Genomic DNA, 16,248 nt, shown 5'->3' with positions numbered 1-16,248 from the left:
ATATCGAATAGATATAATATACAAGGGTATTGGGAGTAAGGGATAACCCTTACTCCTTTTTTGCTAAATTCAGCAGGAAACGCCCACCTCAATAGGTGAGGGTGATGAGCTGAATATACAAATGGCTCTCTTTCATTCAGTGCGTATCCAACCACTGACCGAATCAAGATGAAAACTCCAGCGGATATACAGATTTTGAAAAGGAGCTTAACAGTAAGCTCGAATAAATCTAGACGCTATGACACTGAGGCGTAATTGATACATGGTGATTGCAAGACATAGAAGGTAACTTTTGCTACTATAAAAACAAGTATTAGGGTTCATTATCCAAAGTTGGAGAATTATAATCACACTAGATAGTGACCCCGAAAAAGTACCAAAATGACTTTTCAATTTAGGAAGCATGGTGTGGAGCCAAGATGGGTAAAACACAAGGGTGTAAGACTAAAACAACTTTGAAGGGGGTTTCTTCATGTTAAATAAGAAGACAATGAAAGATATTGATGTAAAGGGTAAACGCGTTTTTGTACGTGTTGATTTTAATGTTCCAATGGCGGATGGTGTTATTACAGATGAAACACGTATTCGAGCAGCTATTCCAACAGTTGAATATTTAGTAGAGCAAGGTGCAAAAGTCATTTTAGCTTCTCATTTAGGCCGTCCAAAAGGTGAAGTAAAAGAGGACATGCGCCTAACAGCAGTTGGCATTCGCTTAGCGGAATTAATGAGCAAACCGGTGACGAAGCTAGATGAATCCATTGGACAAGCAGTTGAAAAAGCTGTTGCGAACATGCAAGATGGAGACATTTTACTACTTGAAAACGTTCGTTTCCATGCGGGTGAAGAAAAAAATGATCCAGCGTTAGCGCAGCAGTTTGCACAGCTAGCTGACATCTATGTCAATGATGCTTTCGGTGCAGCTCACCGTGCTCATGCTTCTACAGAAGGAATCGCCAAGCATATTCCTGCGGTATCAGGTTTCCTCATGCAAACGGAATTAGATGTACTAGGTAAAGCGCTGTCGAATCCTGAACATCCGTTTACAGCAATTATCGGTGGAGCCAAAGTTAAAGATAAAATCGGTGTGATTGAAAGTTTATTAGAAAAAGTAGACCACTTAATTATTGGTGGGGGATTATCATTCACGTTCATTAAGGCACAAGGCTACGATATTGGGAAATCTTTATTAGAAGAAGATAAAATCGAGCTAGCAAAATCATTTATTGAAAAGGCGAAAGCAAAAGGCGTGCAATTACATATGCCAATTGATGCGGTAGTGGCTAATGAATTTTCACAAGATGCGGAAACAAAGGTTGTGGATGTAGACGCTATACCAGCTGATTGGATGGGGCTAGATATTGGGCCTAAAACAGCTGCTCACTATGCAGAGGTCATTAACAATTCTAAATTAATCATTTGGAACGGACCGATGGGTGTTTTTGAAATGGATAAATTTGCGAATGGGACTAAAACAGTGGCTGATGCTATGGCAACTACATCCGGTTATACAGTAATCGGTGGCGGTGACTCTGCAGCGGCAGTTGAAAAGTTTAAAGTAGCTGATAAAATGGATCACATTTCTACAGGTGGCGGTGCATCACTAGAGCTAATGGAAGGTAAAGAGCTTCCAGGGATTGTTGCACTAAACGATAAATAAGCCAAATAAAAAATCGGAGGCAAGACGATGCGTAAACCAATTATTGCAGGTAACTGGAAAATGTTTAAAACATTTGAAGAAGCTATACAATTTGTAGATGCCGTACAGGATAAACTTCCTTCTAATGAGAAAGTAGACGCCGTAATTTGTGCACCAGCACTTTACCTGCCTACACTGGTGCAAGTTGCTAGTGAATCAGAGCTAGCTATTGGTGCTCAAACGATGCACTATGAGAATGAAGGTGCCTTTACTGGTGAAATTAGTCCTGCACAGCTAGCAAGTGTGGATGTGGATTATGTTATATTAGGTCACTCAGAACGTCGCGAATATTACAATGAAACTGATGAGGCTATTAATAAAAAAGTAGCAGCAGCACTTGCACATAATATTGTACCGATTATTTGCTGTGGTGAAACGCTAGAGGAACGAGAAGCGGGAACGACAGAGCAAAAGGTTGCGGGCCAAATAAAAGCCGCACTTGCTGGATTTGAAGCGCAGCAAGTAGAGCATATGGTCATTGCCTATGAACCAATTTGGGCAATCGGTACAGGTAAAACGGCTACAGCAGATGATGCCAATCAAGTTTGCGGAGCGATTCGTTCGGTCGTTGAGGAATTATTTGATGCTGCAACGGCCAATGCAGTTCGCATTCAATATGGTGGCAGCGTTAAACCAGACAACGTTCATGAGCTTTTATCAAAAGAGCATATTGATGGAGCCTTAGTAGGTGGAGCAAGCTTACAACCAGAATCTTATTTAACATTATTGGAGGCGGCAGCAAATGCCTAAAAAGCCAGTAGCTTTAATTATTTTAGATGGCTTTGCATTTCGTGATGAAACATTCGGAAATGCAGTAGCACAGGCTAAAAAGCCAAATTTTGATCGATATTGGAGCCAATTCCCACACGCTACATTAACAGCATCTGGAGAAGCCGTTGGGCTACCAGAAGGACAAATGGGTAATTCCGAGGTGGGTCACTTAAACATTGGTGCTGGTCGTATTGTTTATCAAAGCTTAACACGCTTAAATAAATCGATACGTGAAGGAGACTTCTTTACAAATCAAGCATTTTTAGATGCGGTGGCACATGTGAAAGCTCATAATTCTAAACTGCATATTATGGGGCTGTTATCAGATGGTGGTGTTCATAGTCATTATGAGCACATGTTTGCTCTATTAAAGCTTGCAAAGCAGCAAGATTTAAATGATGTTTTCGTTCATGGCTTCTTAGATGGTCGAGATGTTGGACCTACAACAGCTTTAGACTATATTGAAGAAACAGAAAAACAAATGTCTGAAATTGGAATAGGTCAATTCGCATCTATTCATGGTCGTTACTATGCAATGGACCGTGATAAGCGATGGGATCGTGTCGCTCTTACGTATAATGTACTGGTAGATGGCGTAGGTCAAACAGCCGAAAGTGCAAAAAGCGGTGTAGCAGCATCCTATGAGCGTGAAGTGACAGATGAATTTGTCATTCCATTCAGCATTCAAGAGCATGGAGAGCCGGTGGCAACGATTGGTGATAACGATGCGGTCATTTTCTTTAACTTCCGTCCTGACCGAGCTATCCAATTATCAAAAGTATTCACAAATGAAGACTTTGATGGTTTTGCCATATCTGCCAAGCATCCAAAAAACTTAAAATTTGTGTCCTTTACTCATTATAGTGATGAAGTCAATGCACAGATTGCTTATGAAAATGACAACTTGAAAAATACGATCGGTGAAGTGTTAGCGATGAATGGTAAAACACAACTCCGCATTGCCGAAACCGAAAAATACCCACATGTCACTTTCTTTATGAGTGGTGGACGTGAGGAAAAATTCTTAGGTGAAGAACGTATTCTAATCGCATCTCCAAAGGTTGCCACATACGATTTAAAACCTGAAATGTCTGCTTATGAGGTGACAGAAGCCTTACTTGCAGAAATTGAGGCTGAAAAATTTGATGGTATTATTCTTAACTTTGCCAACCCTGATATGGTAGGTCATAGTGGAATGCTTGAACCAACAATTAAAGCCATTGAAGCAGTAGATGAATGCTTAGGGAAAGTAGTAGATGCACTCCTTGCAAAAGGTGGAGCAGCTATTATTACAGCTGACCATGGTAACTCTGATGAAGTGGTAACACTAGCAGGGCAGCCTATGACAGCTCATACAACAAATCCTGTTCCAGTGATTGTGACAAAACCAAATGTTGTTTTACGAAATGGTGGTATTTTAGCCGATTTGGCACCAACCATGTTAGAATTATTACAGGTGTCACAACCTACTGAAATGACAGGTCAATCATTAATTGAAAAAGAGGAGAATTAATTATGCCATTTATTACACAAGTTTATGCTCGCGAAGTTTTAGATTCACGTGGGAACCCAACAGTAGAGGTTGAAGTATTTACAGAGTCAGGCGCTTTCGGACGCTCAATCGTACCATCAGGTGCATCAACAGGTGAATACGAAGCTGTAGAATTACGCGATGGTGACAAATCTCGTTACCTAGGCAAAGGTGTATTAAAAGCAGTTGAAAATGTTAACACAATTATTGCGCAAGAATTAGAAGGTAACTATTCAGTTCTTGACCAAGTTGTTATTGACAAAGCTTTAATAGAGCTAGATGGCACAGAAAATAAAGGTAAGCTAGGTGCTAATGCAATTCTAGGTGTATCCATGGCAGTTGCCCATGCTGCGGCAGATTATTTAGATGTACCTCTTTATCAATATCTTGGTGGATTTAATTCTAAACAATTACCAGTACCAATGATGAACATTTTAAATGGTGGAGCACACGCAGATAACAATGTTGATATTCAAGAATTCATGGTTATGCCTGTTGGTGCAGAATCTTTCCGCCATGCACTACGTATTGGTGCTGAAATTTTCCACAACTTAAAGGCAGTCCTTAAAGATAAAGGCTATAACACAGCAGTAGGTGACGAAGGTGGTTTCGCACCAAACCTTGGTTCTAATGAAGAAGCGATTACAGTTATTTTAGAAGCTATTGAAAAAGCAGGCTACAAACCAGGTGAAGAAGTGAAGCTTGCAATGGATGTAGCTTCATCAGAGCTTTTCAATAAAGAAGATGGTAAATATCACTTAGATGGTGAAGGTGTTGTCAAAACTTCAGAAGAGATGGTTGATTGGTACGAAGAGTTAACAAACAAATACCCAATCATTTCAATTGAAGACGGCTTAGATGAAAATGACTGGGCTGGACACAAGCTATTAACTGAACGTATTGGTAGTCGTGTTCAATTAGTAGGGGATGACCTATTTGTTACAAATACAAAAAAATTAGCTGCAGGCATTGAGCAAGGTGTAGGAAATTCAATCCTTATCAAAGTGAACCAAATCGGTACATTAACAGAAACATTTGAAGCGATCGAAATGGCGAAACGTGCAGGCTACACAGCAGTTATCTCTCACCGCTCTGGTGAATCAGAGGATGCAACAATTGCTGATATCGCTGTAGCAACAAATGCAGGTCAAATTAAAACGGGTGCTCCATCTCGTACAGACCGCGTAGCTAAATACAACCAACTTCTTCGCATCGAAGATCAGCTTGGTTCAACTGCTGAATATCTTGGTTTAAAATCATTCTATAACTTAAAATAAGCATTTGTTTTAAGTTATACACAGCCTTTTTATACATTTTGAACTTTGTACATTTAGGTGAAACAACTGTATGGCTACAACCTCTGATTTATAAGTGTGATAAACACTTATAGATTGGAGGTTTTTTTAGTTGCTTAACAAAGATTTACTAAAAGAATTTACATTTGAATTACAGCTTTAAAATGAAGCAATCAGAACAACATATTTGAACGAGTTTCAGGAGGTGAAGACATTTCTAAAAAATATATCACTTGGTAAAAACCATTAACACTATAATTCAATTGTTGAGGTCGTTTTCCACGTATTTGGTGGCAGAAGAATATGTCACATTAATAGAAGTATACGATTTTAACACATAGTTAACCGCGGAAGTCATGGGTTGCTTTGTTTGCAGATATAGCCATTAGATGTTCAGAATTAATAAATTTAGAAGTGGATTAGATGCAAGAGACAACAAGAGTACCTGCCAACTTTGAGGTTATGTTTAGTCATAAAATTGAGTATATGGAAATTTCTCTAGTAAGGGAGTCCTTGAGTTTTTCCAAGTTTTTCGGAAAAATACGACAAAACAAATGATGGACGTGGTCGATTTTGACAACATAGAATAGCGGACGTTAAATAGTATCCATTGAACGCTATTTCAATATTTTGTTATTATTAAACTAATTACTTAAAATAAACCAATTATAATAATAAGTGAGGTTTAATAAGATGCAGAGAAAAACCAAATCGGCTATTGTCATTATTGCAGTATTGGTCATTTTTGGAGGGATTTTTGGTTACTTCAAATTCACGGAACCAATGGAGAAACCTACGCCAGTAAAAGAAAAAGCAATTGTTGAAAATGCTGGAGTAACGCTTGATGATAAAAGAGTTACAAAAGAAGAATTACTTTATCCTGACAACTTAATAGAGCACAAAATGAACGAGGCTATCCATAGCATGTCTCACCAAAAGGTTGAAGCTAAAACAAAATGGGGTCATACGCAAATAACACAGGCTAAAGTTGACCGATTGTTGGAAATTTCCAAAGAAAGCAATTATAAATTTAGAGAGCTTTACATTGAAATATTGGAAAGATGGTCAAAAGGTGATTTTTCTCATGCTATAGAAGATCATAACGCAATTTGGGAGATGCAAGGAGGTGACGAGTCAGGAAATTCAGGGAAAGCTATTCGTTTGTTGACTCCTGCTGAAGAGCAAGCTTATATTGAAAACAATTTAACCTATGACCTATATGATAAATAGCGCCCAATAATGAGCACCATTTTTTATGTATACGCCATTTTAGATTTGTTATCATAAAAGTAATGACTAAAATCCTCCAATCTTAAGATAAAAAAATAATCAGAGGAGGTTTTCTATATGAAAATTCTTGAGACCGAACGACTTATCCTGCGCTTACAAACAACGGAAGATGCGCTATTTATTCTTGAGCTAGTGAATGATCCCTCGTGGATACAATTTATTGGTGACCGCGGTGTGAAGACCGTAGAGGAGGCAGCTAGTTATATAGAAAATGGGGCAATACGTATGTATGAGCAATTTGGATTCTGCTTATATGTAGTTGAAATAAAAGAAAATCAAACCCCGATTGGGATATGCGGTTTTGTCAAAAGAGAAACGTTAGAAGATGTAGATATTGGTTTCGCGTTTCTCCCTGATTATTGGGGAAAAGGATACGCCTATGAAGCAGCGTCTGCTGTATTAGCCTATGGTTTAGTTACACTAGGATTTAATCGAATTGTGGCTATTACTACCCAAGAAAATTATGCGTCAGCTAAATTACTCGAAAGAATAGGCTTACAGTTTGAAAGAGTCATCCAATTTTCCAATGACTCTGAAGAACTTAGACTTTTCTCATTAAATGGTGAAAAAAGCAAATGAAACAAAAAAGGTCAGTCTGTAGTGAATGAACACTTCAGACTGACTTTCCATTAGCTACTATAGATTATTGCTGTGCCCAATATTTATCCATATGCTGGTCTAAATAAACCCAGCCCTTCCAGCCAATATGAATCGTATCCATAATAAAATAAGGATCATACTCATGGTCTGTAAAATCAACATAGTCGACATCGGCATCCTTTAATAGTTGTGCCATCTTCTCATAATATTGTTGGCGTCGTTCCTTAGGATAGCCATTATAATCATACCAATAACCGTTAACGGGAATAGAGATAAATAATGGCTTAGCACCAGCATCCTTTAACACATCCATAACTAACTGAAAATCCTTATACTCAGGAGACTCCGTATAATCTTCATGCTTTCTCATGTCCTTAAACTTTGAAAAATTAGCGTTCACCAGTCGTTTAAAAGCTCGATTTTCAATCATATATTCATTGGAGACTCGTTTCTCCCCATAGGCTTCAGCATGCTGTATTTGCTGTTCAAAGCTTTGGTCTGTAACAAGCTTATCATTATTTTTTAAAGGATGCCCCTTCCGAGGAAATAGCGAATAGTAGAGGTCCTTTTTCTCTAGTAATTCCTTATGAAAGCGACCGGCTACCATAGCCATACGTCCAGTAACTGGATGTTTTTTGCCATTAGACATTTGATATTGATACATCGTTTTTAAGAGACGATCTCGCTCAACGGTATCAAATTCTAACAAGCGTTCCATAGCCTGTTTACGAAGATCAGCATCCATGTCATCATTAAACGCTAAGTCATAGGCATGTAACATAGAGTAATTCGGTGAAAAATGGAATTCACCCATGCCTTTTTCCGTAAACCATTGCGGTGAAATAATAAAGACTAATTTTTTGCCCGCTAAATTTTTCTCTTGCGCAGCAAAATTTAAGAAATGCGTAATGGACTGCATCCCCCCACGACCAATCATAAATGTCGAATACGGAGCGTCTGTTGCTCGCGTATAATTATAAGGATGAAACGGGTCAAACCGATTTAATTCAGAGGAACCGTATAAAGGCATGGAAGTAGGTTCCTGTAACATTCGCTCCTGTAAATACGTACCTTGAAAGACGAGTGGGGACATGTTTGTTTTGGCTTGCTCCACATCATCTTCTGATATCCAGGCTTTAATCCATGAGTTTGGAAAAAAGACAAAGCCAGTAAACAGGGCAAAGGCAATAAATAGTGATAGAAAGCCTTTTTTTATCATTGTCTTTCAGCTAATTTCCCTGCAATACGATTCGGCGTATTCCATTCTTCTCGATTAAAATCAGTGATAGGTACAGAAATATTAAAGCGATTCTCAATTTCCACTAATAAATTAATCGTACCAAAAGAATCGAGAAGACCTTCCTCGAATAGATCGATATCTGGGTTTTCTACAATAATTTCATCTTCACATAACTCCACTAGCATTTCTAAAACTTGTTGTTTATCCATTAATAATTCTCCTTTATTGAACAGGCTTTATTTGTAGAAAGCCTTTGGTTAAAATAATTTTCCTGAAAAAATATAGAAGCCAAAACATACGGCATTGAAAGTGATAAATACACCGATGGCATGGGTCCATTTATTTTTGGGCCAAAGCTTATGCTTTTTATTCCAGCGTTCGAATTTATCAAAGCTAATAATTAATAAAGCATGATAGAGACCATAAACGACAAAATGCCATTCTAGACCATGCCAAATGCCCATTAAAAAGAACAGTAAAAAGAATCCTATATATGAAATGGTGAATTTATTTTTCAACCATTTTTTCTTCGTCATCCAAAGTACAAAGCGCATATAGACATAATCTCTAAACCAGAAGGAAAGACTCATATGCCAACGATTCCAAAAGTCTTTAATATTGCGACTGGCAAATGGACGGTTAAAGTTAATAGGTGTTTGAATGCCCATTATTCGGCTCACACCCACTGCAAATGCACTATAGCCTGCAAAATCAAAGAATAAGTAAAAGCTATACATATACATATACGCCAGTTGTCCCTGGAAAGGTGTCAAATAGTTATACGTATGATTTGGCAAATAAATAAGTGTGTAGTTGTAGATTAAGTATGCCAAAATAAATTTATATAAAAAGCCTACAAAGATATAGTTAATGCCACTTAATAACAGCTTTTGATAGTCTTCCGAAGAGGGAACCGAATGAAAATCCTTTGTAAAACGGCGCCAACGATCGATAGGACCGGATGAAACTGTAGGAAAGAACAGTAAAAAATAGGCCAATTCTGCGATAGAGATTTTTTCCTTCATTAAGCCATCGCGTGTTTCTAAAATCATTTGCACAGCTTTAAACGTAATGTAGGACACACCTAGAAAGCCAAATAAATGATGCAGTCCAAGGATAGGCAAAACCTTCACTAGTACAAGCGGCAAAATCGACAGGAGCACGGCCATGACAAAAACGGGTCCATTATTTTGTCGTAGCCTATAGCGTTGATAGGCTGTAATCAGGATTATTTGAAAGACTGTAAACAAAATTAACGAAATTGATCCGTTCAATGAGTGTCCGAAGATAAGGGCTAAAACAATCAACGAAACAAATAAATTATAATGCTTCGCAGACTTACCACGTAAACCTAATAGGATGGTAGGTAGCAATAATAGTCCAATAATGAGAAAGAATGCTATATTTCCATAAGGCGTCATACTGTTTCCATAACCGCCAATCCTTTACGATCAACTTTACCATTTGCGTTTAGCGGTAAAGCGTCCATATATTTAAAAGTTCTAGGAATCATATAGGCTGGTAAATATTCCGATAATAGAGCCTTCAATTGCTTAGTCATTTTGAAAGCAGAATCTGCTAATGGTTCACGCAAAACGATATGAGCATTAAGAGAAACAATTTCCTTATCCTTATAAACAGGAACCACTACGCAGCTTGAAACAGGTGGTAGGTTACTAATTTGTTTCTCAATCTCCTCGATTTCTAAGCGATAACCATGTAGTTTTACTTGGAAATCCTTGCGACCTAAAAAGAACAAATAACCATCCTGCTCATAGCCCATATCTCCAGTTTGATAGATGCGATGACCATCTACAGTCGGAAAGGCTTTAGCTGTTAGCTCGGGTGCTCCTAAATAACCTGCACTAACCGTTGACCCCGAAATGACAATTTCTCCATCATCTAATAAAGACACGTTCGGCTCAGAAATGGGTGCAATCGGTAATTGCTCAAATTGTTCTAATAATGCTTTGGTTACCTTTACATAGGATACAGCGACAGTCGTTTCTGTAGGCCCATATAAATTATAGATAGTAGCCTGTGGAAACCGTTGCATAAGCTCTTTAATGACGGCTATTGGTAAAACTTCACCACAGAATAAAAAGGTATCTAATGCAGGCATGAGCTGTTGCTCCCATTCCTTGTTCATTAAGCACATTTTGGCAAAGGAAGGGGTAGACGTCCAAACACGCGTATTGGACAAAGCTAATGAGTCAAATAATGCTCGCGGGTTGGCGATTTCTTGTTGTGTAATTGCGTAAAGCGTGTGTCCTCCTACAAGAGCTGGGTACAAATCCATTACGGATAAGTCAAAGGAATAGGGTGCTTGATTTAAAAATACACCTGATTTCTGTAAGGGAAAATGCTCCTGCATCCAAGTAACAAAATGGGCTAGATTATTGGCAGTTATTTGGACACCTTTTGGCTGCCCAGTTGAGCCAGAAGTGTAAATAATATAATGAATGTCCTCCTGCTGCACCCAGTCTCTTGTTGCTGGACTGTTTGGGAGGGAGGGTGAGTCTAACACGTCGCTCACTGCAACTACAGGTATGTTTGTGAGCATCTGTAAAGGCTCTGTCGTGAATAGTAAACCAGCCTTCGATGCCTCTAAAATTAACTGTAATCTTTCAGAGGGTGTAGACGAGTCAACTGGTACGTATGGATGGCCTGCTTTTACAGCACCCAAAAAGGCAACAATCTGTAAAGGGGACATATGTCCATAAACGACAATTGGTTGCTGTCTCTGCAAATGATGGGTCATGATATAATCGGCTATACAATCCGAAAAATGCCAAAGCTCACCATATGTTAAGGAAGCATTATGGGTTTGATAAGCAGTTTTTTGTGGCTGTTGGATGGCCACACGTTCAATAGCTGCTAAAATACTTAACATCAGTAAAACTCCTTTATTTAAAATTCCGTATATATAAATGGTCCAGCGTTCATATCATGAAAGCCATGTATAAGAAACAATAGTACCAAAACGATTAAATAAAATAACGTGAATCCAATAAAGCGTAGATACTCATTATTTTTGATGGATTGCATTTGTCCACCTCCATTGAAAAAAAGTATAGGATTAAACTTTCAAAAAATACTAATTTACTAGTTAAAAATCCTTACCTTATGTTTTTAACACTGATTTGACGGAATGTGGAGAAAAATGTTGCTGGATTAAGGTGAATTCAGTAAATCATAAGATTAATTTAAGGTAAATTTAAGGTTTTGGGGGAATGTACATAAGTTACAAACGATTGGAAGGCTATTTTTATGTAAAAAGGGCACGAACATAAGGGAATAATCTCAACTTATGTTCGTACCCTTGTCTTTATTTCACTGCATTAATAACTTTTTTAGAAACATAAAATTCAGAGCCATTGTAGACATTTATAGTATTGAATGTATGTGTTTTTGTTGTATTCTTTGAAGCTTGTTCATAAATCATGGTGTTTTTATTGACAGGAATTTTCACTGTCACATCCGCCTTTTGAGCAATGAAGATTGGGTTTTCTTTATCGGATAGATCTATTTTAGTTGTAAAACCTTTCTTTGTGAATGCTTTTGTCGCTGGCACATACAAATCATCTGTTAATGACTTCAGATCGAAGCCCATAAACTGCGCCATTGTATGAGCTACATCTGTATTTTCAACAAGTCCAGTTAATTTAGAAGGACCAAATGAGTAAAGAAATACATCTTCACCCGTATGACCGCCTGTTGTATAACCAATGTTTGCACGGTTTGCTAGCATTTTTACCATTTCACTGCCTACATCTTTAGCAGATTTTAAAGTTGAAAGCTCGTCCTTTGTCAATGGATCTAATCCATACAGAGCAGCTACCTCCACTAAGTTGGAGCGGTCTTCTTTTAGTTGGCTTAAAGCCCCTTCAACGGTCATGGAAGCCTTTTTCAGCGGATCAATATAAGCTGAAACAGGAATGCTTGAATAGGTACTAGTCGTATTGGCGTTCCCCATTGTAATTCCGCTATTCCCATGGTCTGTGACAGCAATAACTAATGTATTACCATCTTCCTTCGCAAAATCAACGGCTTCTTTTACCGCATCATCAAACGACAATATATCACTAATAATACCGATTGTGTCATTGGCATGTGCAGCCCAGTCTACCTTACTACCTTCAACAAAAAGGAAGAAGCCGTCCTTATCCTTTTTAAGCGTGTTGATTGCTTTATTCGTCATTTCAGCAAGTGTAGGCTCAGATTTTCTAGTTTTGGCACGATCTAAATCATATGCCAGGGCACTTGGTGCAAAGCTGCCCCAAATTTTTGATGAGGGACTATTCAATAACTCATCACGAGTATGCACTAAATCATATTGATGATCTTTTAATACCTTCAATAAATCCTCGCCGTCCTTGCGGGCATTTTTAGAGGTACCAGGTGTCAGCGATTCTAAGCCTCCACCTAGGACAACGTCAATATTTTGGTAAACCTGTTGTTCGGCAATATCTCCATATTGGCTCCTATTATTAGCATGTGCAGAGAAACCAGCAGGCGTTGCATGTTGAATTTCAGAGGTAGAAATCAAGCCAGTAGCTTTTCCCTGTTGTTTAGCACCTTCTAATACATTAGCTACGGGTCTAAACGCATCCTTTTTATCTATTTGCGCTAATCCAGGTGAATTAATCTCAGAAGGGAGTACACCTATATATTTATCATTCGATTTATTGCCCGTAGCTAACGCAGTAGCGGCAGGGGCAGAGTCTGTTATGGCTGATTCAGCAGAATATGTGCGCATCGCACCCGATAAAATTTCATCCATTGCTAAGCTCTCACCTTTATACCAACGGGAAAGTGTTACAGCATTATTACTGCTCCCATCCATCACCAGCATGATGACATTTGTCGGTTTCTTTACTGGAGCTGCTTGTACATCTTGCTGTGGAATACTGACTGCGGATAAAGTCACTGCACTTGCTAAAAACAATGAAGCCCATTTTTTTGCGTATTTCATGAATTTCCTCCTTTAGGTGAATGATCAACTGTAAGTGTAAAGGAAGGGTGTAAAGCTACTGTTAAAAACTTGTTAATAAAATATGGTAATACTGTAAATGTGAAGAGATAGCGGTGTATTAGCCAACTGAAGGTGAGGGGGAGAATCTGTGAGGCAGTCGCACAGATTCAACTTAGACTTACAAATTTTGTTGATGCTTGGAGCCGTCAAGCGTTTCGTAATACAAAATACCATCATGGATGTTTAAGTTCAGTACCTCGTCTTCGAATAATACTTCCTCGGACCCGTCATGGACATTTATTTTTGTTAAATAGCCAGCATTATCATAGTCACTACAATAAATAGATTGTTGGTCAGTCACTAAATAATAGCAGGCAGTGTCTGTAATCTGCTTATTTTCATTTGTCGTTAAGTCGTAAGAATAAACGGTACTATCACTCATGCTGTTATAATAGATCACATGATCTACTGTGTTGGCATACCACATATCATGCATAAAATCATAGTCATTACTAGTAGCAGCAAAATAGTTTTCATTAGCCCATAAATGATCTTGGCTTAGTTTTTCATCATTGACCAAAAAGTATTCGTAGGAAATTGTAAAAGGCTCAGTAGGAGCAACGTCATTCCAGGTTGTATCGAGATGATACCAATTGCCATCAACATTGACTAGATTCCAGGCATGTAACTGATCCTCACTATAGCCATAAACATACTTCGCATCGAGATCAGATGCTGTTAATAGGCGGTATGTTAGTAAAGCATAGGCCTGACACACAGCAGTTTTTTCATTAATTAATTCGAAAACCGATTGACCCTCAGTAGAGCCCTTTTCCGTATAAGTGGCTAACTGTACAACATAATCATTAATGACTTTAGCGCGATCAAAGTCTGTCATATCTTTGGTAATATATTGATTGGCAAACGTCTCTACATATTGGTCTACCTTTTGTTCCTTCTTGGCATCGGTTAAATATTGAATGGATAATTCAACTGAATAGCCATTATCGGTTTCCCAAGCTACCCATTCATAATATAAAAAATACCCAGCAGTATAAGGGTCAACAAAGGTAATCAGGTTATTTAAGTCATTCAACTGTACTTCAAAATCCTCAAAATCAAGCTTCCCAGTATAAGAAATCTCAAAGTGCTCTTCAAATTGAGCAACCTGCTTCTCCACTTTTTTCGCAAATTGTAGTAATGCTGGATCATCCTTAAATAAAGTGGTCGAAAATAAATCGGTAGGTGAAAATGAATCAGATAATGCTTTGCTTTCTGGCATCTTTACTTCTGCATTTGTTTCACTTGTTTCATTTGTTTCTTCTAAAGTTGTCATTGTGACATCCTCTTCTTCTTGTAATAGGATGTCGATTGCCTTTGAGCATGCTGTAAGAAAGGGAATGGTGCAGCATAATAAAAGCAACAGTACTATTTTTTTGTTCAATCGTTAAATCCTCCAATAAAATATCATTTTTTCCATTATAATCTAAAATTAGAGGGAGTGTTATCCACAAATAGTCGTATAATTCGACAAATAGAAATACGTGAAGAGGAAAAATTCCTACTAAACAGAAAGCTAAGTTTGTCATGGCACCCTTTTTTTGTTATAATATAGTCTGTTGTGATGTTTCAAAGTTCGGGAGGTGCAGTGAATGCATACAGTAGTATTAGTTTCATTAGTTATCGTATCATTAGCGTTGATCGTTGTGGTATTACTTCAATCTAGTAAAAGTGCAGGCTTATCAGGTGCCATCTCGGGTGGAGCTGAGCAACTATTTGGAAAGCAAAAAGCGCGTGGTATGGATTTAATCCTTCACCGTGCAACAATTGTGTTAGCTATACTATTCTTTATTTTAGCAATCGCTATTACAAAAATCTAATAGTTGAAGATATATCGCCTAACCACATTGGTTGGGCGTTTTCTTTTATCATAACCGAATGGGAAATTTTATCGATGGAGTAAAAATTGATATGTAAACTTATAGCCAATGTTATTCTCGAGGCATAATGGAGAGGGCTATAATGGGTATAGTATATATGAGTGTTTTAGGATGAAGGAGTGCTTACCATGAACAAATCATTATCGCAGCCATTTTTCTTTCAAGCAGGACCTCGTGCCGTTTTATTACTACATGGCTTTACAGGTAGCTCGGCAGACGTACGAATGCTTGGTAGATTTTTAGAGAAAAAAGGGTATACTACTTTAGCACCTCACTATAAAGGTCACGGTGTGGAACCTGAAGAACTAATCACAACAGGTCCAGCAGACTGGTGGCAAGATGTCGTGGCCGCCTACAAACAGTTACAGGATGCTGGCTATGAAGAAATTGCTGTTGCTGGCCTTTCATTAGGCGGTGTAATGGCATTAAACGTTGCCTTAAATAACCCTGTTAAAGGAATTGTTACAATGTGTGCACCTATGACTATGCGTACTACTGACGTCATGTTTGACGGTGTTTTGAAATATGCTAAAGACTATAAAAAGTTCCAAGGTAAACAGGAGGAACAAATCGAAACCGAAGTAGCACTCATTGCTGAAAAAGGCATGCCATCTCTTCAAGAGCTACGTGAATTTATTGTGCGTACTCGTCAAGAAATTGACATGATTTATGCCCCAATTTTTGTTGTTCAAGCTACAAATGATGAGGTAATAGAGACAGAATCTGCCAACATTATATATAATCAAACTGAGTCACTTGATAAGCATATTAAGTGGTATGAAAACTCAAAACATGTTATTACATTAGATCAAGAAAAAGATCAATTACATGAAGACATTTATCGCTTTTTAGAAAGCCTAAATTGGGCACAATAAAATTATAAATAGGATTTTCTCATGAAGGAGGGAAT

At 38.0% G+C, this 16,248-nt stretch carries 15 protein-coding genes; 8 read left to right on the top strand and 7 right to left on the bottom strand.

Annotated features, from left to right (window positions below; genetic code table 11):
- Nucleotides 1-472: 472 nt before the first annotated feature.
- The 6 genes from A2J09_RS14725 to A2J09_RS14700 all read left to right on the top strand — a co-directional run bounded on the left by A2J09_RS14725 (nt 473) and on the right by A2J09_RS14700 (nt 7,162).
- Nucleotides 473-1,657 (top strand): phosphoglycerate kinase, encoded by a 1,185-nt coding sequence (locus A2J09_RS14725; protein WP_012292245.1) that lies wholly within the window; start codon nt 473-475, stop codon nt 1,655-1,657.
- Nucleotides 1,658-1,684: 27 nt separating this feature from the next.
- Entirely contained in the window at nt 1,685-2,446 is a 762-nt protein-coding gene (tpiA, locus tag A2J09_RS14720) for a triose-phosphate isomerase (protein WP_012292246.1), read from the top strand.
- Complete coding sequence (gene gpmI, locus A2J09_RS14715) at nt 2,439-3,980, top strand: 2,3-bisphosphoglycerate-independent phosphoglycerate mutase (protein WP_012292247.1); 1,542 nt, start codon at nt 2,439-2,441, stop codon at nt 3,978-3,980. Before tpiA ends, gpmI begins: the two co-directional genes overlap by 8 nt.
- A 2-nt stretch (nt 3,981-3,982) precedes the next feature.
- On the top strand, nt 3,983-5,275 hold the full coding sequence (gene eno, locus A2J09_RS14710) for a phosphopyruvate hydratase (RefSeq protein WP_012292248.1): 1,293 nt from the start codon (nt 3,983-3,985) through the stop codon (nt 5,273-5,275).
- A gap of 711 nt (nt 5,276-5,986) precedes the next feature.
- Complete coding sequence (locus A2J09_RS14705) at nt 5,987-6,523, top strand: DUF6241 domain-containing protein (RefSeq protein ID WP_012292249.1); 537 nt, start codon at nt 5,987-5,989, stop codon at nt 6,521-6,523.
- A 117-nt stretch (nt 6,524-6,640) separates the two neighbouring features.
- Nucleotides 6,641-7,162: a GNAT family N-acetyltransferase gene (locus A2J09_RS14700; RefSeq protein WP_012292250.1), complete on the top strand. Its 522-nt coding sequence runs from the start codon at nt 6,641-6,643 to the stop codon at nt 7,160-7,162.
- 64 nt (nt 7,163-7,226) lie between these two features.
- Here the strand turns inward: A2J09_RS14700 and dltD are convergent, their stop codons facing one another.
- The 7 genes from dltD to A2J09_RS14665 form a co-directional block, all read right to left on the bottom strand.
- Complete coding sequence (gene dltD, locus A2J09_RS14695) at nt 7,227-8,402, bottom strand: D-alanyl-lipoteichoic acid biosynthesis protein DltD (RefSeq protein WP_012292251.1); 1,176 nt, start codon at nt 8,400-8,402, stop codon at nt 7,227-7,229.
- Nucleotides 8,399-8,632, bottom strand: a complete 234-nt coding sequence (gene dltC / locus A2J09_RS14690) for a D-alanine--poly(phosphoribitol) ligase subunit 2 (RefSeq protein ID WP_012292252.1) — start codon at nt 8,630-8,632, stop codon at nt 8,399-8,401. Before dltC ends, dltD begins: the two co-directional genes overlap by 4 nt.
- 48 nt (nt 8,633-8,680) lie before the next feature.
- A complete protein-coding gene (dltB, locus tag A2J09_RS14685) occupies nt 8,681-9,844 on the bottom strand; it encodes a D-alanyl-lipoteichoic acid biosynthesis protein DltB (protein WP_012292253.1) in 1,164 nt (387 codons plus the stop codon).
- Entirely contained in the window at nt 9,841-11,316 is a 1,476-nt protein-coding gene (dltA, locus tag A2J09_RS14680; protein WP_012292254.1) for a D-alanine--poly(phosphoribitol) ligase subunit DltA, read from the bottom strand. Before dltA ends, dltB begins: the two co-directional genes overlap by 4 nt.
- A gap of 17 nt (nt 11,317-11,333) precedes the next feature.
- On the bottom strand, nt 11,334-11,471 hold the full coding sequence (locus tag A2J09_RS14675) for a teichoic acid D-Ala incorporation-associated protein DltX (RefSeq protein ID WP_004228095.1): 138 nt from the start codon (nt 11,469-11,471) through the stop codon (nt 11,334-11,336).
- A gap of 280 nt (nt 11,472-11,751) precedes the next feature.
- A complete protein-coding gene (locus A2J09_RS14670; protein WP_012292255.1) occupies nt 11,752-13,398 on the bottom strand; it encodes an alkaline phosphatase in 1,647 nt (548 codons plus the stop codon).
- 178 nt (nt 13,399-13,576) lie between these two features.
- Entirely contained in the window at nt 13,577-14,842 is a 1,266-nt protein-coding gene (locus A2J09_RS14665; protein ID WP_036160515.1) for a transglutaminase domain-containing protein, read from the bottom strand.
- Nucleotides 14,843-15,050: 208 nt separating this feature from the next.
- On the opposite strand from A2J09_RS14665, the gene secG reads away from it, so the two are divergent.
- Nucleotides 15,051-15,278 carry a preprotein translocase subunit SecG gene (gene secG, locus A2J09_RS14660; RefSeq protein WP_008173196.1) on the top strand — a complete coding sequence of 76 codons (228 nt, stop codon included), beginning with the start codon at nt 15,051-15,053 and terminating at the stop codon, nt 15,276-15,278.
- A 188-nt stretch (nt 15,279-15,466) separates the two neighbouring features.
- Nucleotides 15,467-16,213: an alpha/beta hydrolase gene (locus tag A2J09_RS14655; RefSeq protein WP_012292258.1), complete on the top strand. Its 747-nt coding sequence runs from the start codon at nt 15,467-15,469 to the stop codon at nt 16,211-16,213.
- Nucleotides 16,214-16,248 lie beyond the last annotated feature (35 nt).

The sequence above is a fragment of the Lysinibacillus sphaericus genome (genome assembly GCF_001629735.1).
GTDB classification, from domain to species: Bacteria; Bacillota; Bacilli; order Bacillales_A; family Planococcaceae; genus Lysinibacillus; species Lysinibacillus pinottii.
Note: the sequence above shows the minus strand (reverse complement) of the source record. Positions and strands in the feature narration are given on the sequence as shown.